Annotated in this window: 24 protein-coding genes and 1 pseudogene; 8 read left to right on the forward strand and 17 right to left on the reverse strand. The window is 67.0% G+C overall.

What is annotated here, in order from left to right; translation table 11 throughout:
- Positions 1-279: 279 nt before the first annotated feature.
- The 3 genes and pseudogenes from A5756_RS24380 to A5756_RS26130 form a co-directional block, all read right to left on the reverse strand.
- On the reverse strand, positions 280-1,020 hold the full coding sequence (locus A5756_RS24380; RefSeq protein WP_066958415.1) for a 3-oxoacyl-ACP reductase family protein: 741 nt from the start codon (positions 1,018-1,020) through the stop codon (positions 280-282).
- A gap of 19 nt (positions 1,021-1,039) precedes the next feature.
- Positions 1,040-1,900, reverse strand: a complete 861-nt coding sequence (locus A5756_RS24385) for an NmrA/HSCARG family protein (RefSeq protein ID WP_066958418.1) — start codon at positions 1,898-1,900, stop codon at positions 1,040-1,042.
- Between the two features lie 47 nt (positions 1,901-1,947).
- A pseudogene (locus tag A5756_RS26130) lies at positions 1,948-2,073 on the reverse strand (5,10-methylene tetrahydromethanopterin reductase); the annotation flags it as partial.
- A gap of 168 nt (positions 2,074-2,241) precedes the next feature.
- On the opposite strand from A5756_RS26130, the gene A5756_RS24390 reads away from it, so the two are divergent.
- The 3 genes from A5756_RS24390 (at position 2,242) to A5756_RS26320 (ending at position 5,355) form a co-directional block, all read left to right on the forward strand.
- Positions 2,242-3,183, forward strand: a complete 942-nt coding sequence (locus A5756_RS24390) for a DUF5996 family protein (RefSeq protein WP_066958420.1) — start codon at positions 2,242-2,244, stop codon at positions 3,181-3,183.
- Positions 3,180-4,667 (forward strand): DHA2 family efflux MFS transporter permease subunit, encoded by a 1,488-nt coding sequence (locus A5756_RS24395; protein ID WP_066958422.1) that lies wholly within the window; start codon positions 3,180-3,182, stop codon positions 4,665-4,667. The genes A5756_RS24390 and A5756_RS24395 overlap by 4 nt, the downstream gene beginning before the upstream one ends.
- 130 nt (positions 4,668-4,797) lie before the next feature.
- Positions 4,798-5,355: a hypothetical protein gene (locus tag A5756_RS26320; protein ID WP_066958424.1), complete on the forward strand. Its 558-nt coding sequence runs from the start codon at positions 4,798-4,800 to the stop codon at positions 5,353-5,355.
- 15 nt (positions 5,356-5,370) lie between these two features.
- On the opposite strand, the gene A5756_RS24405 is transcribed toward A5756_RS26320, so the two are convergent.
- From A5756_RS24405 to A5756_RS24415, 3 genes are all read right to left on the reverse strand, one after another.
- A complete protein-coding gene (locus A5756_RS24405; protein ID WP_066958426.1) occupies positions 5,371-6,549 on the reverse strand; it encodes a serine hydrolase domain-containing protein in 1,179 nt (392 codons plus the stop codon).
- The gene (locus A5756_RS24410) at positions 6,546-8,027 is read right to left on the reverse strand and encodes a biotin carboxylase (protein ID WP_156659815.1); all 1,482 of its coding nucleotides are present in this window, start codon (positions 8,025-8,027) and stop codon (positions 6,546-6,548) included. The genes A5756_RS24405 and A5756_RS24410 overlap by 4 nt, the downstream gene beginning before the upstream one ends.
- A 93-nt stretch (positions 8,028-8,120) precedes the next feature.
- Positions 8,121-8,813, reverse strand: coding sequence for a type 1 glutamine amidotransferase domain-containing protein (locus tag A5756_RS24415; protein ID WP_066958430.1), 693 nt, complete (start codon positions 8,811-8,813; stop codon positions 8,121-8,123).
- Positions 8,814-9,245: 432 nt separating this feature from the next.
- Between A5756_RS24415 and A5756_RS26755 the strand changes: the two genes are divergently transcribed.
- From A5756_RS26755 to A5756_RS26135, 3 genes are all read left to right on the forward strand, one after another.
- Positions 9,246-9,659: a hypothetical protein gene (locus A5756_RS26755; protein ID WP_066958673.1), complete on the forward strand. Its 414-nt coding sequence runs from the start codon at positions 9,246-9,248 to the stop codon at positions 9,657-9,659.
- Positions 9,660-10,066: 407 nt separating this feature from the next.
- The gene (locus A5756_RS24425) at positions 10,067-10,837 is read left to right on the forward strand and encodes an enoyl-CoA hydratase (protein WP_066958433.1); all 771 of its coding nucleotides are present in this window, start codon (positions 10,067-10,069) and stop codon (positions 10,835-10,837) included.
- A gap of 101 nt (positions 10,838-10,938) precedes the next feature.
- A complete protein-coding gene (locus tag A5756_RS26135) occupies positions 10,939-11,229 on the forward strand; it encodes a hypothetical protein (protein WP_156659805.1) in 291 nt (96 codons plus the stop codon).
- Between the two features lie 4 nt (positions 11,230-11,233).
- On the opposite strand, the gene A5756_RS24430 is transcribed toward A5756_RS26135, so the two are convergent.
- The 10 genes from A5756_RS24430 to A5756_RS24475 all read right to left on the reverse strand — a co-directional run bounded on the left by A5756_RS24430 (position 11,234) and on the right by A5756_RS24475 (position 22,210).
- Positions 11,234-12,397, reverse strand: a complete 1,164-nt coding sequence (locus tag A5756_RS24430; RefSeq protein ID WP_066958435.1) for a dihydrolipoamide acetyltransferase family protein — start codon at positions 12,395-12,397, stop codon at positions 11,234-11,236.
- Positions 12,394-13,443: a 3-methyl-2-oxobutanoate dehydrogenase subunit beta gene (bkdB, locus tag A5756_RS24435; RefSeq protein ID WP_066958437.1), complete on the reverse strand. Its 1,050-nt coding sequence runs from the start codon at positions 13,441-13,443 to the stop codon at positions 12,394-12,396. The genes A5756_RS24430 and bkdB overlap by 4 nt, the downstream gene beginning before the upstream one ends.
- Positions 13,444-14,544, reverse strand: a complete 1,101-nt coding sequence (pdhA, locus tag A5756_RS24440) for a pyruvate dehydrogenase (acetyl-transferring) E1 component subunit alpha (RefSeq protein ID WP_066958439.1) — start codon at positions 14,542-14,544, stop codon at positions 13,444-13,446.
- Positions 14,545-14,746: 202 nt separating this feature from the next.
- On the reverse strand, positions 14,747-15,568 hold the full coding sequence (locus tag A5756_RS24445; protein WP_066958441.1) for a CoA ester lyase: 822 nt from the start codon (positions 15,566-15,568) through the stop codon (positions 14,747-14,749).
- On the reverse strand, positions 15,565-16,062 hold the full coding sequence (locus A5756_RS24450; RefSeq protein ID WP_066958444.1) for a MaoC family dehydratase: 498 nt from the start codon (positions 16,060-16,062) through the stop codon (positions 15,565-15,567). Before A5756_RS24450 ends, A5756_RS24445 begins: the two co-directional genes overlap by 4 nt.
- On the reverse strand, positions 16,059-17,225 hold the full coding sequence (locus tag A5756_RS24455; protein ID WP_066958446.1) for an acyl-CoA dehydrogenase family protein: 1,167 nt from the start codon (positions 17,223-17,225) through the stop codon (positions 16,059-16,061). The genes A5756_RS24450 and A5756_RS24455 overlap by 4 nt, the downstream gene beginning before the upstream one ends.
- Entirely contained in the window at positions 17,222-19,228 is a 2,007-nt protein-coding gene (locus A5756_RS24460; protein ID WP_066958675.1) for an acetyl/propionyl/methylcrotonyl-CoA carboxylase subunit alpha, read from the reverse strand. Before A5756_RS24460 ends, A5756_RS24455 begins: the two co-directional genes overlap by 4 nt.
- A gap of 5 nt (positions 19,229-19,233) precedes the next feature.
- Entirely contained in the window at positions 19,234-20,805 is a 1,572-nt protein-coding gene (locus tag A5756_RS24465; RefSeq protein ID WP_066958449.1) for a carboxyl transferase domain-containing protein, read from the reverse strand.
- Between the two features lie 11 nt (positions 20,806-20,816).
- Positions 20,817-21,467, reverse strand: a complete 651-nt coding sequence (locus A5756_RS24470; RefSeq protein ID WP_066958452.1) for a CoA transferase subunit B — start codon at positions 21,465-21,467, stop codon at positions 20,817-20,819.
- Positions 21,467-22,210: a CoA transferase subunit A gene (locus A5756_RS24475; RefSeq protein WP_066958454.1), complete on the reverse strand. Its 744-nt coding sequence runs from the start codon at positions 22,208-22,210 to the stop codon at positions 21,467-21,469. The genes A5756_RS24470 and A5756_RS24475 overlap by 1 nt, the downstream gene beginning before the upstream one ends.
- A gap of 192 nt (positions 22,211-22,402) precedes the next feature.
- Between A5756_RS24475 and A5756_RS24480 the strand changes: the two genes are divergently transcribed.
- Together A5756_RS24480 and A5756_RS24485 are read left to right on the forward strand one after the other, a co-directional pair.
- The gene (locus A5756_RS24480; RefSeq protein ID WP_082948171.1) at positions 22,403-23,062 is read left to right on the forward strand and encodes a TetR/AcrR family transcriptional regulator; all 660 of its coding nucleotides are present in this window, start codon (positions 22,403-22,405) and stop codon (positions 23,060-23,062) included.
- A gap of 64 nt (positions 23,063-23,126) precedes the next feature.
- Entirely contained in the window at positions 23,127-23,912 is a 786-nt protein-coding gene (locus A5756_RS24485) for an MmpS family transport accessory protein (protein ID WP_197505332.1), read from the forward strand.
- Between the two features lie 5 nt (positions 23,913-23,917).
- Here the strand turns inward: A5756_RS24485 and A5756_RS24490 are convergent, their stop codons facing one another.
- A complete protein-coding gene (locus A5756_RS24490; protein ID WP_066958459.1) occupies positions 23,918-25,258 on the reverse strand; it encodes an MFS transporter in 1,341 nt (446 codons plus the stop codon).
- Between the last annotated feature and the right edge of the window lie 24 nt (positions 25,259-25,282).

The following is a 25,282-nucleotide window of genomic DNA, read 5'->3' on the forward strand; positions in this document are numbered from 1 at the left end:
AACGCCCCTAACTTCCCTGCGGATACGGATGACCAAGATTTTCCAGTGGTCAGAGTGATCGTTCCCCAAAAACGTCTAGGTAAAAGCGCTGCCAATCCTTGGGTCACACTTTCGATTCATGCGGGTGGACTCACACCCGGGTAGGACGTCGGCTCATCGTTGACATTTGGTCTCCGGGTGATGCCTGACAGTGTTCCGATTGATGCTTTAAACCCGTTCGGCTGACCCTCCCTGATCAGGGAGTTGAGCGTACCGAGCAGCGGCATCGGACCGTCTTGGTTAGGCGGTGAAACCGCCGTCGACGTTCCAGGCAATGCCGGTAATGAAGCGTGCCTCCGGGCTTACCAGGTAAGCCACGGCGCTGGCGATGTCCTCGGGGCGGCCGTAGTGACCGACCGCCGTGAGTTCCCGCATGGCATCGGCGAATTCGCCCGCATCCGGATTGGCGTCGGTTGCCGTAGGCCCCGGCTGGATGACATTGACCGTGATGCCGCGCGGTCCCAGCTCGCGGGCCAGCCCGCGCGTCAGCCCGGAGAGCGCGGCCTTGGTCATGGCATAGACGGCGCTGCCCGGACGTGGAACGCGGTCCGCGAAGATGCTGCCGGTGGTGACGATGCGGCCACCGGCACCTAGGTGGGGAATCGCCCGCTGGATGGCCACGAATACGCCCCGAACATTGACTGCCAGCATCCGATCGAAGTCCTGTAGCGCAAAGGATTCGGCGACACCGGACTTACTCAACCCGGCGTTGTTCACCAGGATGTCCAAACCGCCGAAGGCCGCCACTGTGGCATCGACCGCGTCGGTGACCTGTTGCGCGTCGGCGCTGTCGGCCTGAATGGCTACCGCCGTGCCGCCCCGTTCCGACACCTCCGCCCGCAGCGTGTCTGCCGCGGTTGCCGAAGCTGCGTAGGTGAATCCCACCATCGCGCCGTCGGCGGCCAACCGCTTAACGATCGCCGCGCCGATCCCGCGCGAGCCACCGGTGACCAGTGCCCGCCTTCCCGCCAGAACGTTCATTCCTGTCCGCGCCTCCGAATCAGCTTTGGGGTCCGAAGGCGTGCCGCGTCCACTCGGCGAAGGACTGCCACCGGATGTCCGGGTTCGCGGCGTGCAGAGCCTCGATATCGACGCGGTACCCCGGGGCGTTGAGGAACTGCCACATCGCGTGCATATCGGGATTGGCGATGGAGTCGAGCGGGGTCTGTTCGTGTCGCACGCTGCGCCCCAAGGCCGCGCTGAGCACGTCGGCCATCTGCGCCGGCGTGGCGGCGTCGCCGGCCAGCTCGATGCGCTGCCCTAGGTACGGCTCCGGATTGCCTAGCACCTTTGCGACAAACGCCGCCAAGTCTGGGCGGGCCAACTGCTGCAACGGACGATTGGGCGGCAGCGGCAGATCGAGCAAGCCGGCATGAATGCGGTCGGTTCCGCCGAGGGCGTTGTCGAAAAAGTAGGTGGGGGCAGCAATGGTGTACGGCACGCCGCTCGCGGTCAGCTCCGCCTCGATGATCGCTTTGCTTTCGAAATGCGGCACACCGGTGTGCTGATCCGCTCCGGCGACTGAACTGAAGACCAGGTGTGGCACCTGCTCGTCGATGGCCGCCCTGACGATCGCACGACCCTGGGCCAGCTCGGCGTCGACCCCCGCGTCGAACGGAGTGGTCAGCGCGAATACTCCTGCGACGCCGCGCACCGCCGCTCCAAGTGCATTGTGGTCATCGAGAGAGCCGACGACAATCTCGACGCCGCGCTCATGCAGACGACGAACCGACGGCGCGTCAGGACGCCGCACCATTGCGCGCACCGGGGCTCCTACGGCCAGCAACGCGTTGGCAACCGCGCCACCCTGCCCACCGGTGGCGCCCAACACCAAGAAGGGTGATCCGGACGTTGCTCTCAACGGAGTTCCTTGCCGCTGCGGCCGCCCTGGCCGAACCAGGGGTAGACAAGACCGACCTCTTCGGCTTTCTTCGCGATCGCCACCGTGGCACGGATGCGCTCGGCTTCGGTGGGTGTGTAGCCCGTCGTCGGATCATCGGTGACGTCGCCGACCGTAAAGATCCCAAATTGCATACCGGACATCGATTCCACACCTAACGACCGCGGTGCGCTTAAGGACCCCCTATGTCCGAATAGGCCGCGGCGCGTGAAAAGACCTTACGCCTCGTCCACAGCGCGGGTAAGTGCTTGACTAAACACCTGGCCGCACGGAAGCGGCACCGAGCCAGGAGTGATCAGCCAATGACGCAACCCAGCGATGCGTGGCCGAGCCTGCGAATTGACGACTGGGCGCCGACGCGGGTCACACTGCACATGTGGATGCAGATCGTCGGCAAGGTCCGACTCGCTCATTCGCCGATGGTCAACCATTGGTGGCAGGTCACTTCGTATGTGACTCCCCGTGGGCTGACGACTTCGACGATCCCGTACGGGACCGAGGTTTTCGACATCGAATTCGACTTCATAGATCACCAGTTGCTGATTCGGAGCAGCACCGGAGCCACCCGTGCCGTGGCGCTGGAACCGATGTCGGTCGCCGAGTTCTACGCGCAGACCATGCGGACACTGGATGAATTAGGACTCACCACAAGCATCCAATCGCATCCTAACGAAGTCGACCCAGCCCTGCCGTTCGCCGAGGACAGCGAGCACGCGTCGTACGACCCTGCCGCCGCCAACCTGTTCTGGCGCCAGCTCCTGGAGGCCGACCGGGTACTTGGTCAATTCCGGTCCCGCTTTATCGGCAAGGTCAGCCCGGTACATTTCTTCTGGGGCGCAATGGATCTCGCGTGCACTCGGTTTTCCGGCCGCAAAGCACCCCGCCATCCCGGCGGGGCGCCGAATTGCGGAGACTGGGTCATGGTCGAGGGCTACTCACACGAACTGAGCAGCTGCGGGTTCTGGCCCGGCGGGGGCAACGAGGGTGCGTTCTACGCTTACGCCTATCCGGAGCCCGACGAGTTCGGTGACCACGCCGTCGGTCCCGCAAACGCTGGCTACCGCAAAGAGCTCGGTGAGTACGTCTTACCGTATGAGGTTGTGCGGCAGGCGGCTGATCCGGATCGGACGCTGCTCGGTTTTCTCCAAGACACCTATGAAGCGGCGGCCATCAATGCCGGCTGGGACCGTGCCGCGTTGGAAGACGACCCGGATCGGTGGAGCGCCTACCGAACACGAGGATGACCACCGAACGGAAAGTCATTGCCGCGCAGCGAGTGCCGTTGGCGTCGCCCGCTGCACGGTGGCTGGTCGCAGCGGCGGTCCTTGGCTCCGGCATCGCGTTTCTCGACAGCACCGTGGTCAACGTCGCGCTCCCCGCTATCGGGCGGGACCTGCGTACCGGGTTGGCGGGCCAGCAGTGGGTACTCGACGGCTATCTGCTGTCGCTGACGGCGTTGCTGCTCTCCGGAGGCGCGGCGGGCGACCGTTATGGTCGGCGCCGTGTGTTTCTCAGCGGCTTGGCCGTTTTCACCGCGGCCTCGCTCGCCTGCGGACTATCGCCGACCGTGAGCTGGTTGATCGGCGCACGCATCGTTCAGGGCGTCGGCGCGGCAGCGTTGGTTCCCGGCAGCCTTGCATTGATCGACGTCGGAATCAGAGACCAAGACCGGGCGCGTGCCGTGGGGATTTGGGCAGGCATGTCCGGGGTAACCACGGCACTCGGCCCGTTGATCGGCGGTTGGCTTGTCGACGCCGCGTCCTGGCGGTGGATCTTCTTCTTGAACATTCCGCTGGCCGCCGCCGGGTGGATTACGGCTCGTCACGTTCCCGAATCGCGCAACACCGCCGCGCGAGGACGCCCGGATGTCCTGGGCGCCGCCGCGGTGATGGTCGGCCTCGCCGGAATGATCTACGCGCTGATCGAAGCGCCTTCTCGCGGCTGGACGCCAATCACCGTGGCAGCCGCCACAATTGGCGTAGCGGCACTCGTGACGTTTGCGTTGATCGAGACGCGTGCCGCCGCCCCGGTCCTACCCCTGCGCTTATTTCGCTTGCGCCAATTCACCGGCGCGAACCTCACCACGCTCGCCGTCTATGCCGCGCTCGGGGGCGCTCTCTTTTTGCTGGCACTACAGTTGCAGCAAACCCTGCACTACTCGGCGTTAGCTGCCGGCCTCGCAACCCTGCCGACCACCATCATCATGTTGCTCGGCTCGCCGTGCGCCGGTGCCTTCGCCGAGCGCCTGGGTCCGCGGCTGCCCATGACGGTAGGCTCCCTGTTTGCCGCAGCCGGACTGGCGTTGATGGCCCGCATCACCCCGGGGGCGTCATACTTCGAAGCGGTGCTGCCCGCAGTCGCGGTCTTCGGCCTCGGTTTGGCGATCACCGTCGCGCCGCTCACCGCGGCGGTCCTCGCCGCCGTGCCGGAGGAGCTTGCCGGAACCGCTTCAGGCGTCAACAACGCCGTCGCGCGCCTCGCCGGACTGCTCGCCGTCGCGGCCTTGCCAACCGTGGCCGGAATCGATGCCGGCATCGGGCAACCCCTCGGCCATGGCTTCGCAGTTGCAATGCTCATTGCCGCAGCACTTTCCGCGAGCGGCGGGATCGTCGCGGTCGTCACCATTCACAGCGGCGTCGGCGTCGCACACCAAGTACTGCCCGGGGTTAATTGCGCCTGCCAAGACCCCTGCACTCGACATACCGCGCAAGCGCCGGATGGCAGGTAGCAGTTCCTTATCGTTTCTGTGCCGCGAGCGCGTGTGCCGCGATCGATAAGCGTTCGAGGAACCGTGACTAGCTCCCGACCAACTATGCGGACGGGTTTGCGTGCGGCAGCGCTGCGGGTAACCCCCCCGGGTGCGCGCGGAATCGGTGATTCCTGCAGCCGCGGTTGCCGTGGCCATTGCCGCATGCTCGGGTCCCATCGCATCGGCTGATCCCACGCCCGAGAATCCACCGTTTCCCATCGGTCAGTTGGGTGTGCCCGTGCATGTGCGGTCGGCCGGCGGCGCGACCGCAGACATCACTGTCGACAGTGCAACGTGGTTGCCGCCGGGGTGCGCCTCGCATTTTGCGAATCCGTCTGGCCCCGGCTGCAACGTCGTGGAATTGACCATCACCGCGACGTCCCACCGGTTCTTCCAATTCGACCGGAACTACATATTCGCGGGTTACGGCGGCGGCAGTCAGCCGTTGACCCATCCCGACAATGCGCCCCAGCCGGCAACGCTTGCGGTCGACTACCAGAGGCTCGACAAGATGCCCCCGCTGCAGTCGGGCGGCCTTCAGGACGGGCAGACCACGCATGGTTTCGTGGGCTTCGCTATGCCTGCGGCAGGCGACCTGTACATCACGATCAACGATCCCGCGCAACCCGCTCCCTTCACCGAAGCGGGCTGGATCGTCCACACCTGACGCCGACGGCAGGCACTAACCGGTGACCCCGGCCAGTTCGTGTGCCACCGCGTCGAACGCACGCAGCGTGTCCAACATGTGCGGCTCATGGGAGTGCGGCTGGGTGGACACCTTGGCGGCGACGACCTCCGCGGAGCGGTTGACGTAGACCATCTGACCGCACATGCCCAGGCACAACACCACGTTGCTGCCCGGGTACGGGAACCACATCTGGTTGCGGTACATCCCGCCGGACAGATCGGTGTCGTGATCGGGGCTGGCGGCGAATGCCTGACGGGAGTCGGCGCCGCCGTCGAGGGTGTCGGCGATCCACGCCGCCGGCACCACTTGCTCCCCGGTCAGCGAGACACCGTCGCGCAGGAACAGCGAGCCGAACCGGATCATGTCGGTGAGACAGGCGCTGATGCCGCCGTCGCAAAACCCGGTCCCGACCGAGTCGACGGCAATGGTGGCGTCGCGGTGGGCGCCGATCCGACTCCACAACAGTTCCGACATCAATTCGGGCATCCGCTGGCCGGCAGCGACCTCGCAGATCCAGCCGAGGACGTCCGTTTCACACGAGCGATATTCGAACGGTCCGCCGTGAGCCGACTTCTGCCGCAGGGTAGGCAGGAAGTCGTGCAGCGTGGCAGGGACGTCCGGGCCGCTCTTGGGTGCCCACCCCATCGCCTGGTCGAGACGGTGGATCTCGGCGGCCGGATCGTCGTAATTTTCGGAGAAGGCGATGCCCGACCTCATGTCCAGCAGGTGGCGCACCGTCGCGCCGGCGTAGCCGGAATTGGCCAGGGCGGGAACGTATCTCGTGACCGGCGCGTCAAGATCGATCGCACCGGAGCCGTGCAACCCGCCTGCCACCGCCGCCACCATCGACTTGCTCACCGAGAACAGCAGGTGCCGGGTCGTGGCCGTCATGCCGTCCAGGTACTCCTCGGCCACCGTCGAGCCGCGGTGGGCGACGGCCCACCCGTCGGTGACGGTGGCGGCCATTACCGCGCCGACGGTGGTGGCCGTCCCGTTGGTGTTGGTCACCGAAATCTCGGCCACGGGAGCACGGGCGGCCGGAAGGCGCGCGACCGGCCCGGCCCCCCTGGGGATTACTGCGGTCGGCACCATGTCTTCGACATGCTGGAAGGACCACCGCGCGTACGGCGGCGACAGCCAGTTGTGCAGTGCGATACCGGCCGGGCGGCTCACGCGCGCGCGACGAGTCGCGAGACGATCGGCGCGGCGGGCGTCAGGGGCGTTGAGGTGAACTTCGCCTTCATACCCTTGACCCAGCGCTGGCAGCGGTCGCTGAGCTGATAGTCGTCCGTCTGCAGGTGTGCGCGGGTGACGAGCACGCCGAGTTGGGCTCCCTCGGAACGCAAGTCGCCGGGCGCCGCGACCCGCATGTAAAAGGCCTCGGAGCCGTCGAGCAGCGTGGCCCAGTCGTTGGCGGTCCGCGAAAAGGAGACCCGACCGTCGTCGTCGATGCGCCATACCCCGGTGCGCGGCGTCGCGGTGAAGATCTCGATATCCGGCGAGGTCTCGGTGAGGATCACCTGGCCCCAGACCTCGTCCTCGCCGTAGCCGCGCTCCCAGCGGGAGTTGATCTCATCGATGTCGAGCTCGTACTCCACGTCCATGTACTCGAGCAGGTGAAAGAGGAACAGCGGCATGTCGGCGTAGGCCTCGGTGGTCAGATTCGTCATCGGACTCGCGCCGCTCAGGCGCGGATTCACCTCGCCGAGGTAGAGCTCGTCGGAGTCGAGGTCGTGCAGCAGGTCCACCTCGAAATAACCGAGATAACCCTCGCGGCGCATGACGTCGCCCAGCTTTGTCACCATTTCTCGCGCGGCATGCGTCTGGGCGGGCGGCAGCACCTCGTGCCAGATGTCATTGCCACACCAGCTGCCCCGGCTCGGCGTCAGCTCCGAATAACCGACGAGACTGGTCATCGCTGGGCCGACCACCGTGCCGTGGCGGGTCACTGCACCCTCGAGGCACACCTCCACATTGCGGATGCGCTTCATGACCTTGAGGTCCTGCCCGACCAGGTTACCGGCGTGCTGGTCCCAGTCGCGCTGACCGTGCACAAAGAACGTCCCGCTGCCGGCATTGCCGTACGCGATCGAGATGACGAGGTCATCCCCTAACCCGGCGCCTTGTGCGAGCGCCAGCAGTTCGTCGTAGGAGCCGGCCCGCCCGATCGTGTTTGGCACGCTCGGCACCCCCGCCTCGCTGGCCAGGTGCGTCATGACGATCTTGGAGCCCAGGCGATTACGCAGCTCGATCGGCGGATGCATGACCTCGAGGCCCGCGGACCGCGCGAGGGCCTGGATTTCCTCGTTCATCATCACAAAGCAGCACTTGCCGCCGGGACCTTTACCGGCGATGAACTCGAGCGTCTCGGAATCGGACAGCAGGTGGCTGCACACCTCGTCCATCGAGTCGAAATCGCGGCGGTCACGTCGCCGGGGCACGAACACGCGCGAGTGTGTGCCCTCGAAAGAGTCAAAGTAGGTCAGGTAGAAGAAGTTTCGTATCCAGCGGTCGACGCCTAGCAGGTTGAACGGGGTCGGCGAGATGAAGTACAGCGGCACCTTGTTCGTGTGAAAGAACGCGCGGATGTCCGAGAGGCCTTTCAACGGGCGGCGCGGCTCCAGCTCGGGCCCACCGGCGGGCACGATCAGGCCACCCGCGGGGGCGCTGCGCTCAGCGCATAGGCGGTGCAATCACAGAGGTTCATTCCACAAGTGTGAACCCGCATGGCCTGCGGCACTCCCTTAACGGAGTTCCTTCATGAACTCTTTCGCCAAAGGGGCCGCCGAGGCCGGATTCTGACCCGTGAAGAGATTGCGGTCTTTCACCGTGTAGGGCTTCCAGACCTCGCCGCGGGAGAAGTCGACGCCCAGCTTCACCAGTTCGTCCTCGGCGGTCCAGCGCGCCTTCTCTCGCAGGCCGACGGCGTCCTCTTCGTCGTTGGTGTAAGCCGTGACCTGGTAGCCGGCGAATGGTGAAGCCCCGTTTCGCCGAGTCGCCATGAGGGCGACCGGAGCGTGACAGACGATGGCCAGCGGCTTGCCGGACGCGAGTGCCGCGGTCAGCAGCCGGCCTGAGTCCGCGTCCTGCCACAGGTCCTCCATCGGGCCGTGCCCGCCCGGGTAGTAGACGGCGTCATAGTCCTCGAGGCGGGCGTCGGCCAACTCGATCGGCCGGCGCAATTCCTCTGCGGAGCGCAGGATCTCCTCCAGCTCCCGGGCGATCTCTTCACTGCCGGCCATCGACGGACGCAGGCTCATCACATCCACATGCGGCACAACACCTTTCGGGGTGGCCACCACGACCTCGTGACCGGCGTCGGTGAGCGCGCGGTACGGGGCGGCGAACTCCTCGGCCCAATAGCCCGTCGGATGCCTCGTGCCGTCCTTGAGCGTCCAGTAACTTGCGCCGGTCACGACGAACAGAACCTTCGCCATCGCGCGTCCCCTCGTTAGCCCCGCAATGCATTGATGCCCAAGCGTCGCCCATCTCATAGTCGGCGTGCAACCGCGAACCGCCAATCGCCAGGCGCACGGAACCGATTTCCTTGTCCGCAGTCTTGTTCTCCGCCACGATTCGCATTTAGCGTCCTGCCGTCGGCGCCTTTGGGCCGGCGCTCTCTGCGGCCGGCATCAACATCAGCGGCAGGCCATTGCGGATTCTCAAAGGCTTCTTGCTGGCCTCGCGCACCGTCGCTGCGCCGCAAGACACGACGGCGTTAAAGGCTCCCAACAAGTGCCGCGATGCCGCCGGTCGCTAAACGTTTGCCAAATTGACGGTTAGGGAACGACAATTGGCGTGTCGTGCGAGCAGATGACGCTAGCCGGGGGATTATGACTTAGGGCGTCTCTATTCGAGGGGTGGTCGATGTGACGTCGGACGACTGGCAACCGGTGGTGCGAGTTGGAGAACCCAAGTTCGTAGCCGGGCTGGGGAACAGGATCAAAGTTGAGGTCAAGACACGGGGGTGGCTAAGCCGAGACTGGCGTGGCTACTTCGGATCCCAGGTTTCGCAGCAACGGCTCGATGCCCGGTACTCCTCCTATCCCTGTTGGGATGAGGTCCAGCGCATCGAGGGCACGTGCGCCGTGGACGAAGCGGAGCGTTACATCGAAATGATCGATGCGGCAATCCACTATGCGAACACGAGGTTCCGCTACGACACGTTGCCAACCACGGTGATCCAAGGGACGCAGCGGGATCAACGAGCATGTGCCGTCAGACGGCGCCAAGCGGCGCTCGATCAGCTGGCGAAGAAGTTGGCTAGACCCGAATGCGGGTAAGCAAAACCAGTTAAGGCTTTGGGCTCACTGCGTGACGCTTCTCGGGCGCCGGTTCAAGCGTGGTCGCGCATTTTCGGTCCTGAATCACATCCCCGTCATTAAACGACGTGGCGTGCTCGGCACCCTTTTGAGCGTCGCCTCGAGCGCCCAATGGCAAACGCATTCGCTTTTTCACAACCATTCTTTGAAAATGCCCGCAGTCGACCTCCAATAGCGTTCGCGTCCCGAATGCGAAGGCAACGGTTGCCGCTGGTGCCTATTGGGCGAAACACACAGCGACCGCGCCCACACCGGTTGCCATCCGCGAGCAGGTCGCGCAGTACCCTTACCCTGCCCCGGAGTCGCGGCCGACGGCACAGCATCGTGCGTCGCCCGGACCCGCCAAACCCAAGCCGCGGAGGTGCCTGATGGCCCAATCCGACCTCGTCTTGTTCACCGTCGAAAATCGCATCGCGCTCGTCACCGTCAACGACCCCGACCGGCGCAACGCGGTGACCGCCGAGATGTCCGCGCGCCTGCGCGCCGCCGTGGAGCGGGCCGAGGCCGACCCCGACGTGCACGCCCTGGTGGTCACCGGGGCCGGCAAGGCGTTCTGCGCCGGCGCGGACCTCAGCGCGCTCGGCGCCGCGGGCGGCGACAAGGCCGAGACGGGCCTGCAGCAGCTCTACGACGGCTTCATGGCCATCGGCAGCTGCCGCCTGCCCACCATCGCCGCGGTCAACGGCGCGGCCGTCGGCGCGGGTCTGAATCTCGCACTGGCGGCCGACGTGCGCATCGCCGGTCCGGCGGCGCTGTTCGACGCCCGGTTCCAGAAGCTCGGCCTGCATCCCGGCGGGGGTGCGACCTGGATGCTGCAGCGGTCGGTGGGCCCGCAGGTGGCCCGCGCGGCCCTGCTCTTCGGCATGCGTTTCGACGCTGAGGCCGCCGTGCGCCACGGCCTGGCGCTTTCCGTCGCCGACGATCCGGTCGCCGCAGCGCTGGAGCTCGCCGCGGGGCCCGCGGCCGCCCCGCGCGAGGTGGTGCTGGCGACGAAGGCCACCATGCGCGCCACCGTCAGCCCGGGATCGCTGGACCACGAGCAACACGTCTTCGCCATGCGCACGGAGCTCGGCCCCCAGGCCTACTCCATCCAGTCGCCGGAGTTTGCTCAGCGATTGGCCGCGGCACAACGCCGGTAGTTCCATCATGGTCAACAGGTTGGGATCGGTAGCAGAGCACACATTGTGTGATTGCTGCGAAGACGCCAACCTCCCTGGCGCATGAACAAAGGACATGCAGCGTGCAAGTCACCCGTACCCTCACCCGCGCCGTTTCCGGCGTCCTTCTGTCCAGCGGCCTCGCGACGGCCGGCTTCGCGCTGGTCGCCGGAACGGCACACGCCCAGCCAAGCCCGGCGCCGCAGGTGTATTGGTGCCCCAACCAGCCGTGGAACCCGGCATGGGGTGAGAACAAGTACTGGAATCAGTGCTGGGATACCGACAACCCGCCCGCGTATCCGCCACCGCCGCCTTCGCGGGCGCCGAGCTTCAACTGCGGCCTGTTCTGGTGCCCCGTTCCGCCGCACCCGTGAGGTTTTACAGGTCGATCAACGCGGTCGCTGGTGACTCGATCAAGTCCCTCAGCTCGGTGACGAACCGGGCCGCCTGCGCGCCGTCGGCGACGCGGTGGTCGAACACGCACGTCAGCGTCATCGTAGGGCGTACCAAGACCTGATCCCCGATCGCCACCGGGCGCGGCTTGATCGACCCCATCCCCAGGATGGCCGCTTCGGGATGGTTGATCACCGGCACGCCGTCGTCGGCGCCCAGGGCCCCGAAGTTCGACACGGTGAAGGTGGAGCCGCGCAGCTCCCCCGGCGTGAGCGTGCCTTCCCGCGCGCCGGTGATCAATTCGGCTGCCCGCATGGCCAATTGGCGGGTGGTCATGTTGTGCGCGTCGGTGATCACGGGGACCAGGAGCCCGCGTGTGGTGGCCACTCCGAATCCCAGGTGCACTCGCTGATCTATGCGAATCTGCGGACCCTCGGGCGAGTCGACCCACGACGAGTTGAGGATTTCGTTGTGGCGCAGCGCAATTACCAGCATTCGCATTGTCAGGACGAACGGCGTGATCCGCTGCTCTGCCGACGCCAGGTCGGACAGCCTCAACAACTCGGTACAGTCAACCGCGACGCTGACTTTGGCGGCCGGGATCTCCCGGTGCGACGCCGTCATTTTGTCGGCCATCCGGGCGTGCACGCCGCGGACGGGTCGAACGTCGGCCCCGTTCTGGTCAGCCGCCGCCAGCACGTCCGCGCGGGTGATGATGTCGTCGGGATCGCGCTGCAGCGAGCGTAGGTCGACCATCAGTTCCTTGGCCAATTTGCGGGTCGGCGGGGCCGCGCGCGGGCGGCCGCTCCGCCGGCTGACGTCGATGCCGGCGTCGGCGCCGTAGCCGACCAACGTGGGCAGCTGCTCGGAGGCCGCGGGGACGTCGCCGTTCAGCGGCGCGGTGTCGATGCGCACCAGCACCGCGCCCACCGGGAGCACATCGCCTTCGCCACCGTGGGTTTCGACGATGCGCCCCGCATACGGGCTGGGCAGTTCCACCTCCGCCTTGGCGGTCTCGACGGAGCAAAGCACCTGGTTGAGCTCGACGTCGTCGCCCGCGGCGACGTTCCAGTGCGTCACCGTCACTTCCTGCAATCCCTCCCCGAGGTCGGGAACCCGGAACGACTTGACCCGCTCGTCGGCGCTCATGGCTGTCCCAACGCACGCTCGACGCAGTCCAGCAGCCGGTCGGGCCCGGGTAGCCACAATCGCTCCAGTCGCGCGGGCGGGTAGGGAGTGTCAAATCCACAGGCGCGCAACACCGGCGCCTCCAGTTCGTAGAACATCTCCTCTTGGATCCGGGCGGCCAACCCGGCGCCGTATCCCAGGCTGCGCGGCCCCTCGTGCATCACCACACAGCGTCCGGTCCGGTGAATCGACTCCGCCACCGTATCGAAATCCAACGGGACCAGTGACCGCAGGTCAATGACCTCCAGGCTCCAACCACGTTGCCGCTGCGCCTCTTCCGCGGCGCCGACCGCGGTGCTGACCAAGCTGCCGTAGGTCACGACGGTGACGTCGGAGCCGGGCCGGCGCACCGCCGCCCGTCCGATCGGCGGTTCGGGCCGCTCGGTGTCGACATCGCCGCGGACCTGATAGCGCCGCTTCGGCTCGAGATACATCACCGGATCCGGGCAAGAGATCGCATGGCGAAGCAGCCAGTACGCGTCGGCCGGGCTGGACGGAACCACAACTTTCAGGCCCGCGGTATGCGCCCAATACGATTCGGTGGAATCCGAATGATGTTCAGCGGCACCGATTCCGCCGAACGACGGGATCCGCACCGTCACCGGCATGTTGATCTCGCCGCGGGTGCGGGTGCGGTACTTCGCCAGATGGCTGACCACCTGATCGAAGGCCGGGTAGGAAAAGCCGTCGAACTGAATTTCCGGAACCGGCACAAACCCGCGTAGCGCCAGTCCCACCGCGATCCCGATGATGGCGGACTCCGCCAGCGGCGTGTCGAAACAGCGCTGCTCGCCGAACGTTTGGGCCAGCCCTTCGGTTACCCGGAACACCCCGCCCTCGACCGAGACGTCTTCGCCGAACACCAGCACCCGGTCGTCGGCGGCCATCGCGTCAACCAGGGCACGGTTGAGCGCCTGCACCATGGTCAGCGACTGCGCGCCGGCGTTCTCCGTTGTGGCGGTGAGGGTGTCACCGGGGCTCGCCGGGCGATCAGCGAGCTGAGTCATTCAGGCCTCCCCATCGCTTCGGTCGAGTTCGGCCCGCAGCGCTTGGCGTTGCGCCTGCAGCCCCGGCGTGATCTCGGCGTACACCGTGGTGAACACCTCGTCGATGTCGAAATCGGGTGCACCGAACACCGCGTCGCGCAGTTCGGTGCGCATCCGCTTCGAGCGGGCGGCGACGCGGTCCTCGAGGCGGTTCGACCACAATCCCTGACCTTGCAGGTAAGTGCGGTAGCGCGGGATCGGGTCGAGCGCCGACCAGCGGTCCACCTCCTCCTGGGTCCGGTAGCGGCTGGGATCATCCGAGGTGGTGTGCGGGCCGAGCCGGTAGGTGACCGCCTCGATCAGGGTCGGACCACCGCCGGCCCGGGCGCGCGCGGCGGCCTCGGCCATCACCGCGTAGCAGGCCAGCACGTCGTTGCCGTCCACTCGTATCCCGGGCATGCCGTAGCCGATTGCCTTGTGCGCGATGGATGGTGCCGCGGTTTGTTTGTGGATCGGCACCGAGATTGCCCATTGGTTGTTCTGCACGAAGAACACACACGGCGTGGCGAACACGGCCGCGAAGTTCAGCGCCTCATGTACGTCGCCCACGCTGGTCGCGCCGTCGCCGAGGAAGGCCACCGTGACCGAATCCTCGCCGAGGCGTTGCGCGGCCATCGCCGCCCCGACGGCGTGCAGGGTCTGGGTGCCGATCGGGATCGAGGTCGGGGCGCAGCACTTCTTGGTGAATTCCAGTCCGCCATGCCAGGTTCCACGCCACACCGCGCCGACGTGGCCGGGCGGGATGCCGCGCACGAGGTAGACGCCAAGCTCACGGTATTGCGGAAACAGCCAGTCCGTCTTACGCAGACAGGCGGCCGCGCCCACCTGGGCGGCTTCCTGACCGCGGCACGACGCGAACAACGCCAGCTCTCCCTGGCGCTTCAGGTTGATGAACTCGGTGTCCAGCTCGCGGGTGACGACCATCATCTCGTAGAGCCAGCACAGTGTCTCGACGGGAAGGTCACGGCCATAGCGGGGCTCGGGCGTCGGTGTCCCGTCCGCGGCGACGAGTTGCACCGGCTCGACGTCGACGGTCATCGGCAGTTGAGGCACCGTCGCCATACCGTCTCCCTACCTCGGTGCCGCAGGGGTCACAGCCACAGCCGGGACCCACCGCGAGCCGAAGTCGATCGCCAGCTACACGAAAGGCTCCGCTCGCCGCGACACTGGCGTACTCACCATTATGCGCTCAAATGTGAAGAGACCGCGGTGATCGCGCACGTGTCGCGCCCAGTGGCGCCGCGGGCCGGGCGGCTTTCGACGGTCACCCCGCGGCGGACTGCTCCGCCCGGCGCACCAGCATTTCCGCATGCTTGAGCACCGGCGAGTCCACCATCTGTCCCTCGAACGCGAAAACGCCGCGTTCGGTCCGCGCCGCGTCCAATACCCTTCGGGCCCAGTCGACTTTCTCCTCACTGGGGCGATAGGCGTCTCGCACGACGGAAATTTGGGTGGGGTGGATGCAGACGGTCCCGTGGAAGCCCACCGCGACGGCATCGTCGGCTTCCGCGCGTAACCCGTCGACGTCCCGGATGTCCAGATGCACCGCGTCGAGCGCGGCCCGGCCGAAGGTGGACGCCGCCAGCAGGACCGTGGACCGGACGTGGCGGGCGAAGTCGCGGTAGGTGCCGTCGGCCAGGCGGCTGGAGCTGCCGCCGAGGGCCGCGACGAGATCCTCGGCGCCCCACATCATTGCGACGGTCCCCTCGGCGGCGGCGATCTCGGTGCTGAAGACCGCCCCACGGGGGGTCTCGATCAGCGCGATGACGTCGCGCGGCGCCAGCGCCGACACCTGCGCGGCCGACTCCGTCTTCGACAGCATCACCGTCGTGTAGGGGGTCTCGGCCAGGGCATCCAGGTCGCGGCCGTGCTCCTGGGTGCCGGCCGCGTTGACGCGCACCACGGTGCGCTCGGGATCCAGCGGGGTCTCCCGCAGCGCCTTGCGCGCGGCCGGCTTGTCCGCTTGGGCCACGCCGTCCTCGAGGTCGAGGATCACCACGTCGGCCGCGGCGGCGGCCTTCGCGAACCGCTCGGGGCGGTCCGCGGGGCAGAACAACCAACCCGGGCCGGCGGCTTGCAGGTTCACTCGGCCTCCTCGTCGCTCGGGCGTTTCTGGACCAGAGTTGTGCGCGCGGCTCGCGCGACTATGTCGCCATGCTGGTTGCGCCCGGTGTGCTCGAGGGTGACGATCCCTTCGCCGGGCCGGCTCTTCGACTCCCGCTTGGCGGTGCACACGGTCTCCGCGTAGAGAGTGTCGCCGTGGAAGACCGGCTTGGGGAACGACACCTCGGAGAAGCCGAGGTTGGCGACGATGGTGCCCAGCGTCAGCTGCGAGACCGACAGTCCGACCAGCGTGGACAGGGTGAACATCGAGTTCACCAGCCGCTCGCCCCGAAAGCCGGGCTGCTCGGCGGCCCACGCCGCATCCAGGTGCAGCGACTGGGTGTTCATGGTCAGCGTGGTGAACAAGACGTTGTCGGCCTCGGTGATGGTCCGGCCGGGCCGGTGTAGATACGTCGTGCCGATCTCGAATTCCTCGAACCACAGGCCCCGCTGGATGATCGACTTGCGGTCCGTCATGACAGCCCCAGCGATCGAGCGATGAGCATCAGCTGGACCTCGGTGGTCCCCTCACCGATTTCGAGGATCTTGCTGTCGCGGTAGTGACGCGCCACGGGATACTCGTTCATGAAGCCGTACCCGCCGTGGATTTGCGTGGCGTCACGCGCATTGTCCATCGCCGCTTCCGACGCGATCATCTTCGCGATGGCCGCCTCCTTCTTGAATGGCTTGCCGGCCAACATCTTCGCGGCCGCGTCGTAGTAGGCCGTCCGCGCGACGTGAGCGCGTGCTTCCATCCGCGCGATCTTGAAGCTGATCGCCTGATACGAGCCTATCGGCTGCCCGAAGGACTGGCGTTCCTTGGCGTAGTTCACGCTCTCGTCGACGCAGCCCTGCGCGGCGCCGGTCGACAGCGCGGCGATCGCAATGCGGCCCTCGTCCAGGATGGACAGGAAGTTTGCGTAGCCGGTGCCGCGGGGGCCCAGGAGGTTCTCCTCCGGGACGCGCGCGTCGGCGAAGCTCAACGGGTGGGTGTCCGAGGCGTTCCAGCCGACCTTGCTGTAGACCGGCTCGACGGTGAATCCCGGTGTGCCGTTGGGCACGATGATCGTCGAGATCTCCTTTTTGCCATCGGCAACGGTGCCGGTGACCGCGGTGACGGTGACCAGCTTCGTGATGTCGGTACCGGAATTGGTGATGAACTGCTTGCTGCCGTTGATCACCCACTCGCCGCCGTCGAGCCGGGCCGTGGTCCGGGTGGCGCCCGCGTCGGAACCGGCGCCCGGCTCGGTGAGCCCGAAGGCGGCCAGGGCCCGGCCGGCCGTCAGGTCCGGCAGCCATTTGGCTTTCTGTTCCTCGGAGCCGAAGCGGTAGATCGGCATCGCGCCGAGGCTGACGCCGGCCTCGAGGGTGATCGCCACCGACTGGTCGAACTTGCCGAGTTCCTCGAGCGCCAGCGATAGCGCGAAGTAGTCACCGCCCATGCCGCCGTACTCCTCGGGGAATGGCAGGCCGAACAACCCCATCTCGCCCATCTTGGCGACGACCTCGTACGGGAAGCTGTGCTCTTCGTCGTGTTTGGCCGATACGGGGGCGACGACGGCGCGCGCGAACTCGGCCACCGTGTCGCGAAGATCCTGATATTCCTTGGGTAGCGTTCCCGCGGTAATCGATGTCGTCATGTTTCGTCCTTACTCGAATCGGCTGCTGCTTCAGGCTCTTCGGGAACCAGCCGGGCCAGCACCTGGTCGACCGTGACCTGATCGCCGACAGACACCAAGAGCTCCACTCGTCCCGAAACCGGCGCGGGGAGCGAGTGTTCCATCTTCATCGCCTCCACGACCACCACCACGTCGCCCTCGGCTACCTCGGCGCCGGAGGCGGCCTGCACCGCGATCACACTGCCGGGCATGGGGCTGAGGATCTCGGCCTGCTGCGCACCGGCCGCGCGGTGGATCTTGTGCTCCTCGGCCTCGCGCAGGTGCCACGCCCCCCGCTCGTCGGCGATCCACAGGTGACGGTCGGCCTCGGCCCAGCGGTATTCGCGGCGCACCCCGTCCAGCGTGACGTCCATCCGCGCCCCGTCGACTTGCGCGCTCGCGGAATGGATCTCACCCACACCGACCTGTACCCGGGCGTCCTTAGGTGGTCCCCATACTGACACGGTCTCGCTGCGCAGCGGGGTCTGCATCTCGGTGCGTACGGGCGCCGGCGCGCCCCCGACCCGCCATCCGGTCGGCGCCGCCCACGGGTTGCCCGCGGCACGACGGTCCAGCGCCCACTGACGGTAGAGGCCGCCGGCGGCGAGTACGTCGTCGGGCGCCGGCATCGGCGCGAAGTCCGCCACGCGTTCGTCCAGCAGCGCCGTGTCCAGGTCACCGGCCTGCACCCGCTCGTCGGCGAGCAGGAACCGGAGGAATTCGATGTTGGTCTGCACACCCAGGATTGCGGTCCGCGCCAGCGCCCCGTCGAGTTTGGCCAGCGCTTCGTCGCGGTCCTCCCCGTGGGCGATCACCTTGCTCAGCATCGGGTCGTAGTCGCTGCCGACGTGCGTGCCCGCCAGCAGTGAGGAGTCGACCCGCACGCCGGCGCCGGAGGGTTCGGCGACGTGCAGGACCCGGCCGCCGGTGGGAAGGAACCCCCGCGCGGGATCCTCGGCGTACACCCGGGCCTCGACCGCGTGGCCCCGCAGTTCGATGTCGTCCTGCGCGAACCCCAGCTTCTCGCCCGCGGCCACCCGGAGCTGCCACTCCACCAGGTCCAGGCCGGTAACCGCTTCGGTGACCGGATGTTCCACCTGGAGCCGGGTGTTCATCTCCATGAAGAAGAATTCGTCCGGCCGGTCGGCGGACACGATGAACTCCACCGTGCCCGCGCCGACGTAATCGACACTGCGGGCCGTGTTGCAGGCAGCCGCTCCGATGCGGGCGCGGGTCTGCGGGTCGAGCAACGGCGAGGGCGCCTCTTCGATCACCTTCTGGTGGCGGCGTTGCAGGCTGCACTCGCGCTCGCCGAGGTGCACCACGTTGCCGTGGGTATCGGCGAGAACCTGCACTTCGATGTGCCTGGGGCGCAATACGAATCGCTCGAGGAACAGGGTGTCGTCGCCGAACGACGAGGCGGCCTCCCGCCGGGCGCCGAGCAGGGCATCGCGCAGCCGGCTCGGATCGTCGACCAGGCGCATGCCCTTGCCACCACCGCCCGCCGACGGCTTGATCAACACCGGATATCCGACTTCTTCGGCCGCCGCGACCAACTCGTCGTCGCTCAGTCCGGGCTTGGCCACACCGGGCACCACCGGCACGTCGAAGGCGGCGACCGCGTTCTTGGCGGTGATCTTGTCGCCCATCACCTGGATTGCCCGTGCCGGCGGGCCCAGGAACACCACGCCGGCACGCTCGCAGGAGGCGGCGAATTCGGCGTTCTCGGAAAGAAATCCGTAGCCGGGATGGATAGCCTGAGCTCCGGTGCGTGCCGCCGCATCCAGCACCTTGCCGATGTCGAGGTAGCTCTCGCGGGCCGGGGCGGGACCCAGGCGGACGGCCGTGTCGGCCTCCAGGACATGACGGGCGTTGGCGTCGGGGTCGCTGTATACCGCCACCGACCGGATGCCCAGCCGGCGCAGCGTCCGCATTACCCGGACGGCGATCTCGCCGCGGTTGGCTACCAATACGGTTTCAAACATATTCATCACATCCGGAAGACGCCGTAGGAGACCGGCTCCAACGGGGCATGGGCACATACCGAAAGCGCCAGCCCGACAACCGTTCTGGTGTCGGCCGGGTCGATGATGCCGTCGTCCCACAGGCGCGCGGTCGAATAGTACGGGTTGCCCTGGTCCTCGTATTGCGCGCGGATCGGCGCCTTGAACGCCTCTTCCTCATCGGGCGGCCACGGTTTGCCGGCCGCGGCGAGTTGCTCACCGCGCACCGTGGCCAGCACCGAGGCGGCCTGCTCGCCGCCCATGACCGATATGCGCGCATTGGGCCACATCCACAGGAAGCGCGGGGAGTACGCCCGTCCGCACATCGAATAGTTGCCCGCTCCATACGATCCGCCGATCACGACGGTCAGCTTGGGTACCCGGGCACAGGCCACGGCGGTCACCATCTTGGCGCCGTGTTTGGCGATGCCGCCGGCCTCGTAGTCGCGGCCGACCATGAACCCGGCGATGTTCTGCAGAAACAGCAGCGGAATTTTGCGCTTGTCGCACAGCTCGATGAAATGGGCGCCCTTCAAAGCGGATTCGCTGAACAGCACGCCGTTGTTGGCGATGATGCCGACGGGATGCCCGTGGATGCGCGCGAAGGCGGTCACCAGCGTCTTGCCGTAGTTGGCCTTGAATTCGCTGAATTCGCTGCCGTCGACCAGGCGCATGATGACCTCGTGCACGTCGTAGGGCACGCGCGGATCCGGCGGTACCATATCGTAGAGCTCGCTCTGCGCGTGCTTGGGCTCGACCGAAGGCAGCACGTCCCATTGGCTGGGCTCGCGCGGTCCGAAGGTTGCCGCGATCGCGCGGACGATCCGCAACGCGTGCTCGTCGTCGTCGGCAAGATGGTCGGTGACCCCGGAGACCCGCGAATGCAGGTCGCCACCGCCGAGGTCTTCGGCCGAGACGATCTCACCGGTCGCAGCCTTCACCAGCGGCGGACCGCCGAGAAAGATGGTGCCCTGTTCGCGGACGATGACGGCCTCATCGCTCATGGCCGGCACATAGGCGCCGCCGGCCGTGCACGATCCGAGGACGGCGGCCACCTGCGGAATTTCCTTGGCGCTCATGGTCGCCTGGTTGTAAAAGATTCGGCCGAAGTGCTCGCGGTCGGGAAACACCTCGTCCTGGCGCGGCAGGAAGGCGCCGCCGGAGTCCACCAGGTAGATGCAGGGCAAGCGATTCTGCAGTGCGACTTCCTGTGCGCGCAGGTGCTTTTTGACCGTCATCGGGTAGTAGGTGCCGCCCTTGACCGTGGCGTCGTTGGCGACGATCACACACTCGCGTCCCGACACCCGGCCGATCCCGGTGATGATCCCAGCCCCCGGGGACTCGTCGTCGTACATGCCGTTGGCGGCCAGCGGGGCGAGCTCCAAGAACGGGCTGCCCGGGTCGAGCAGTCGATCCACCCGTTCGCGCGGCAGCAGCTTGCCGCGGCTGACGTGGCGCTCCCGCGCGCGTTCGTTGCCCCCCAGTGCCGCAGCCGCCAGCCTGGCGTTCAACTCGCCGACCAACCGGCGGTGCTCATCGGCGAACGATGGAGCGGTCATCACGGATGAACTCACGAAAGCCTCCCGGTTGTCGCCAGCACAAGCGGCGGTTCGGTCTTGTCGATCACCTCGTCGGTCGAGACGCCCGGCGCCGTCTCGACCAAGTGCAAACCGTCGTCACGGACATCGATGACCGCCAGATCGGTGATGATGCGGTCGACACAGCCCGCGCCGGTCAGCGGAAGCGTGCATCGCTCAACGATTTTCGGGCTCCCGTCGCGCGCGGTGTGCTCCATCATCGCGATCACCTTGCGGGCGCCGTGGACCAGGTCCATCGCACCGCCCATGCCCTTGACCATCTTTCCGGGAATCATCCAGTTGGCCAGATCACCGGTGGCCGAGACCTGCATCGCCCCAAGCACGGCGACGTCTAGGTGCGCACCGCGAATGATCCCGAACGAGGTCGAGGAACCGAAGAAGGCCGCGCCGGGCAACGTGGTGACCGTCTCCTTGCCCGCGTTGATCAGGTCCGCATCGATGTCCTCGGGCCGGGGATAAGGTCCCACGCCCAGGATGCCGTTCTCCGAATGCACGACCACGGTGATGCCGGCCGGGATGTGATTGGGGACCAGCGTGGGCATCCCGATACCGAGGTTGACGTATTGACCGTCCTCCAATTCGGCGGCCACCCGCGCGGCCAAACCCTCTCTACTCCATGGCATCAGCGCACCGTCAGCTTCTCGATCGGCTTGGCGGGATCGGGCGCATGTACGACTCGTTGCACGAAGACACCGGGGGTGTGCACCGCAGCGGGGTCGATCTCTCCCGGCTCGACGAGGTGTTCCACCTCGGCGATGGTGATCCTGCCGGCCTGCGCGCAGTCCGGGTTGAAGTTGGCAGCGGCGCGGTGGTAGACGAGGTTGCCGTGCCGGTCGCCCTTCCAGGCGTGCACCAGCGCGAAGTCCGTGCGGATCGCCCGTTCGAGAACGTAGGTGACACCGTCGAATTCGCGGGTCTCCTTGGGCGGCGACACGACGGCCACCGCTCCCGAGGCGTCGTAGCGCCACGGGAGCCCACCGTCGGCGACGGGAGTACCCACTCCCGCCGGGGTATAGAAGGCCGGGATTCCCATGCCACCGGCACGCAGTCGCTCCGCCAGCGTGCCCTGCGGGGTGAGTTCCACCTCGAGCTCACCGGCGAGGAATTGGCGGGCGAATTCCTTGTTGTCACCGACGTAGGAGGCGACGGCTCGGCGAATCCGCTTGTGCACCAACAGGTGCACCAGCCCGACACCGTTTCCGCCGCAGTTGTTGGACACCGTCTCCAAGTCACGCACCCCGGTGGCCACCAGCGCGGCGATCAAAGCCTCGGGGATGCCACAGAACCCGAAGCCCCCGACCGCCAGGGACGACCCGTCGGTTATGTCGGCAACCGCCTCAGCGGCCGTCGCCACCACCTTGTCCATCGCCGCAGCAGCCTCCTTGCCGTCGGGCGGGGCGTTTTGAGTTAATCCTCATTAACTCAGAGCGACAATACCATCGTCGATCCCGCTGGTCCAGGGACGAGGACACCGGAGGTCGCCGTCCGTTACCGCAGGTTAATCGTGAATAACTCGTGCTAAGTTAGTGGCGATTAACCAACTGGACGGGGGTTCGTCATGACAACGTCCACCTCCGACGGCCAGCCCGGGCCCGCCGATGCTCCAAATCGACGCAGCCAGTTGAAATCCGACCGTCGTCAACAGCTGCTATCGGCCGCCGAGCGGCTGTTCGCAGAACGCGGCTTTCTCGCCGTACGCCTGGAAGACATCGGCGCCGCCGCCGGCGTCAGCGGCCCGGCGATCTACCGGCACTTTCCCAACAAGGAGTCGCTGCTCGTCGAGTTGCTGGTGGGCATCAGCGCCCGACTGCTTGCCGGCGCCCGCGACGTGCGGGCTCTCAACTCCGACGACCCGTCCGCAACGCTCGACGGTCTGATCGACTTTCACCTGGACTTCGCGCTCGGCGAACCGGACCTGATCCGCATCCAGGACCGCGACCTCGCGCACCTGCCCGAGGCGGCTGAGAAGCAGGTACGCAAGGCGCAACGCCAATACGTTGAGGTCTGGGTCGGCGTGCTGCGCGAGCTCAATCCCGACCTCGCCGAGGCCGATGCGCGGCTGACCGCCCACGCGGTTTTCGGCTTGCTCAATTCGACGCCCCACAGCATGAAATCCACCGACGCCTCGCGCGGCAAGCACGCGCGCGCCGCACGGTCCCGCGCGGTAATGCGCGCGATGACGGTCGCGGCTCTCGCCGCGGGGAACGATTGCCCCTGAGTCGCCGCCCATGAGGTGATTCGCCGTCCGAGCGCCCGGCGCAGGTACTCTTGCAAGCTATGAGGTGGACATGAACGATTCACGTCCCACCGATCGGTTCACTGACTCTTTGCCGGGATCGGGCCAGCAGCGCGCCTGGTACCCGCCGCCCGTCGACCCGGCTTACGCCGATCAGGCGCCCTATGCGCCGGCCTATGGCGCGCAAGCTCCGCCGTGGGCGCCCGGGATGAACGACACCAACACGACCAAGCAACTGCCGGCGTACTGGCAGCAGGAGCTTCCTCCGTCGGGGCAGCTGCAGCAGGGCTCGGCTCCCCCGCCGCCCGAAGGCCCGAAGCCTCCACCGCGATGGCTCTGGATCGTCGCCGGCGCGGCCGTGCTGCTGGTGGTTGCCTTGGTCATCGCTCTGGTGCTGGTGAACAACGCGATCAAGACCCAGACCGCCGTCCCGCCGCTGCCCGCGATGCCGGAGACGACGCCCCCGATGCCGAGCCCGTCGACACGCACGTCTTCGCCGCGCATCCCCGCCCCGGTGCCCCCCACCGGCGGGTTGCCGACGCCCACCGAGTCGACCGGCCCGGCCGCCCTGCAGGACGTCGTCTACAGCGTGGCCGGCGAGGGCCGCGCCATCAGCATCATGTACATCGACACCGGGGGCCTGATCCAAACCGAATTCAACGTCGAGCTGCCCTGGACCAAAGAGGTCAGCCTCGCCAAGTCGGCGGCACACCCGGCCAACGTCACGATCGTCAACATCGGTCACAACGTCACCTGCTCGGTCACCGTCGACGGCGCTCAGATGAGCAAGCGCGTCGGCGTCGGCCTGACCATCTGCGACGCCCGGGGCTGAGCGCTCTACGACGGTTCGCCCGCGAGGGCGCCCCGGGCCGGCACCCGGACCGCCAGCATGGCGAGCAGCCCGGCGATCAGCACCAGCGAGATGCCGCCCAGACCGGCGCGCACGGCGCCGAATACGTCCACGAACACCGAGAACAGCCACGGGGCGACGAACGCCACCGCCCGCCCGGTCATGGTGTACAGGCCGAACGCGACGCCTTCCCTGCCGTGCTTGGCCATCTGCAGCAGCAGCGCACGTGAGGACGACTGCGACGGCCCGATGAACATGCACAGCAGCAGCCCGCAAATCCAGAAGGCCACCGAGCCGGACAGCAGCATGAGAGTGATTCCCAGGACGACGATCGCGGCCAGTGACCCGACGATGACGGGTTTCGACCCGATGCGGTGATCGACGAACCCACCCGCTACCGCGCCCACCGCCGCCACCACGCTGGCCACCACCCCGAAGATGAGCACGTCGCCCTGGGAGATGCCGTACACGTTGACGCCGAGCACGGCGCCGAAGGCGAAGATCGCCGCCAGCCCATCCCGGAAGAGCCCGCTGGCGAACAGGAAGTAGACCAGGTTGCGGTCGCGCCGCCATTCGGCAACGACCTCCGTAAACAGCTTGCGATAGCCGCCGAGCATGCTCGTCGGCTCGTGCACCTCGGTCGAGTCGGGGAGCCGGTGCGCGACCAACAGCAATGGCAGCGCAAAAATGGCCAGCCATGCCGCCGCCACCAGCATCGCCTCCCGAACGTACAGGCCGTCGTGCAAAGGTGTCCGAAACAGCCCGCGCGTCGCATCCGGCCCGGAGCCCTTCCCGGAGATGAATCCGGTGTAGACCACGAGCAGGAGCAGGACGCTGCCGACATAACCGGCCGCCCAGCCCAACCCCGAAATCCGGCCGGCGGTCAGCGGGGTCGAAAGTTGGCGCAGCATCGCGTTATACGGGACGCTGGCCAGATCGCCGCAGGCCGCGGTCGCTCCCATCAGCACCAGCCCCGCCCATAGGTAGCCGGGGCGGTCATGGATGAAGAACATCCCGCATGTCAGCGCGACGGCCAGAGCGGTCAACACGCTCAGGGCCACCCGCCTGCGATGCGGGGACTCCACCCAGACTCCGACGGCCGGCGCCAACAGGGCGACGGTCAACCCGGCAATGGCCGCCGCCCGCCCCAGCCAGCTCGCCGGCGAGGTGCCGCCCGATATGCCCACCCCCACGCTGCTGGTCAAATACACGGAGAAGACGAAGGTAGCCACTATGGCGTTCAGTCCGGTGGAGCCGCAGTCCCAGAGCGCCCACGCCACCACCCGGGAGGGCGTGGGCGCGAGTGAACCCGACGACGGCTGGCCCATGCTCGGCACTCTATGTGTTTACGT

Source organism: Mycobacterium sp. 852002-53434_SCH5985345, assembly GCF_001667155.1.
Classification (GTDB): domain Bacteria; phylum Actinomycetota; class Actinomycetes; order Mycobacteriales; family Mycobacteriaceae; genus Mycobacterium.

What these genes read in the sequence shown, in the direction of transcription:
- A5756_RS24380 (WP_066958415.1), bottom strand. Translation starts at nt 1,020, where the DNA reads ATGAACGTTCTGGCGGGAAGGCGGGCACTGGTCACCGGTGGCTCGCGC.
- A5756_RS24390 (WP_066958420.1), top strand. Translation starts at nt 2,242, where the DNA reads ATGACGCAACCCAGCGATGCGTGGCCGAGCCTGCGAATTGACGACTGG.
- A5756_RS24395 (WP_066958422.1), top strand. Translation starts at nt 3,180, where the DNA reads ATGACCACCGAACGGAAAGTCATTGCCGCGCAGCGAGTGCCGTTGGCG.
- A5756_RS24415 (WP_066958430.1), bottom strand. Translation starts at nt 8,813, where the DNA reads ATGGCGAAGGTTCTGTTCGTCGTGACCGGCGCAAGTTACTGGACGCTC.
- A5756_RS24425 (WP_066958433.1), top strand. Translation starts at nt 10,067, where the DNA reads ATGGCCCAATCCGACCTCGTCTTGTTCACCGTCGAAAATCGCATCGCG.
- A5756_RS24430 (WP_066958435.1), bottom strand. Translation starts at nt 12,397, where the DNA reads ATGAGCGCCGACGAGCGGGTCAAGTCGTTCCGGGTTCCCGACCTCGGG.
- bkdB (WP_066958437.1), bottom strand. Translation starts at nt 13,443, where the DNA reads ATGACTCAGCTCGCTGATCGCCCGGCGAGCCCCGGTGACACCCTCACC.
- pdhA (WP_066958439.1), bottom strand. Translation starts at nt 14,544, where the DNA reads ATGGCGACGGTGCCTCAACTGCCGATGACCGTCGACGTCGAGCCGGTG.
- A5756_RS24450 (WP_066958444.1), bottom strand. Translation starts at nt 16,062, where the DNA reads ATGACGGACCGCAAGTCGATCATCCAGCGGGGCCTGTGGTTCGAGGAA.
- A5756_RS24455 (WP_066958446.1), bottom strand. Translation starts at nt 17,225, where the DNA reads ATGACGACATCGATTACCGCGGGAACGCTACCCAAGGAATATCAGGAT.
- A5756_RS24460 (WP_066958675.1), bottom strand. Translation starts at nt 19,228, where the DNA reads ATGTTTGAAACCGTATTGGTAGCCAACCGCGGCGAGATCGCCGTCCGG.
- A5756_RS24465 (WP_066958449.1), bottom strand. Translation starts at nt 20,805, where the DNA reads ATGACCGCTCCATCGTTCGCCGATGAGCACCGCCGGTTGGTCGGCGAG.
- A5756_RS24470 (WP_066958452.1), bottom strand. Translation starts at nt 21,467, where the DNA reads ATGCCATGGAGTAGAGAGGGTTTGGCCGCGCGGGTGGCCGCCGAATTG.
- A5756_RS24475 (WP_066958454.1), bottom strand. Translation starts at nt 22,210, where the DNA reads ATGGACAAGGTGGTGGCGACGGCCGCTGAGGCGGTTGCCGACATAACC.
- A5756_RS24480 (WP_082948171.1), top strand. Translation starts at nt 22,403, where the DNA reads ATGACAACGTCCACCTCCGACGGCCAGCCCGGGCCCGCCGATGCTCCA.
- A5756_RS24490 (WP_066958459.1), bottom strand. Translation starts at nt 25,258, where the DNA reads ATGGGCCAGCCGTCGTCGGGTTCACTCGCGCCCACGCCCTCCCGGGTG.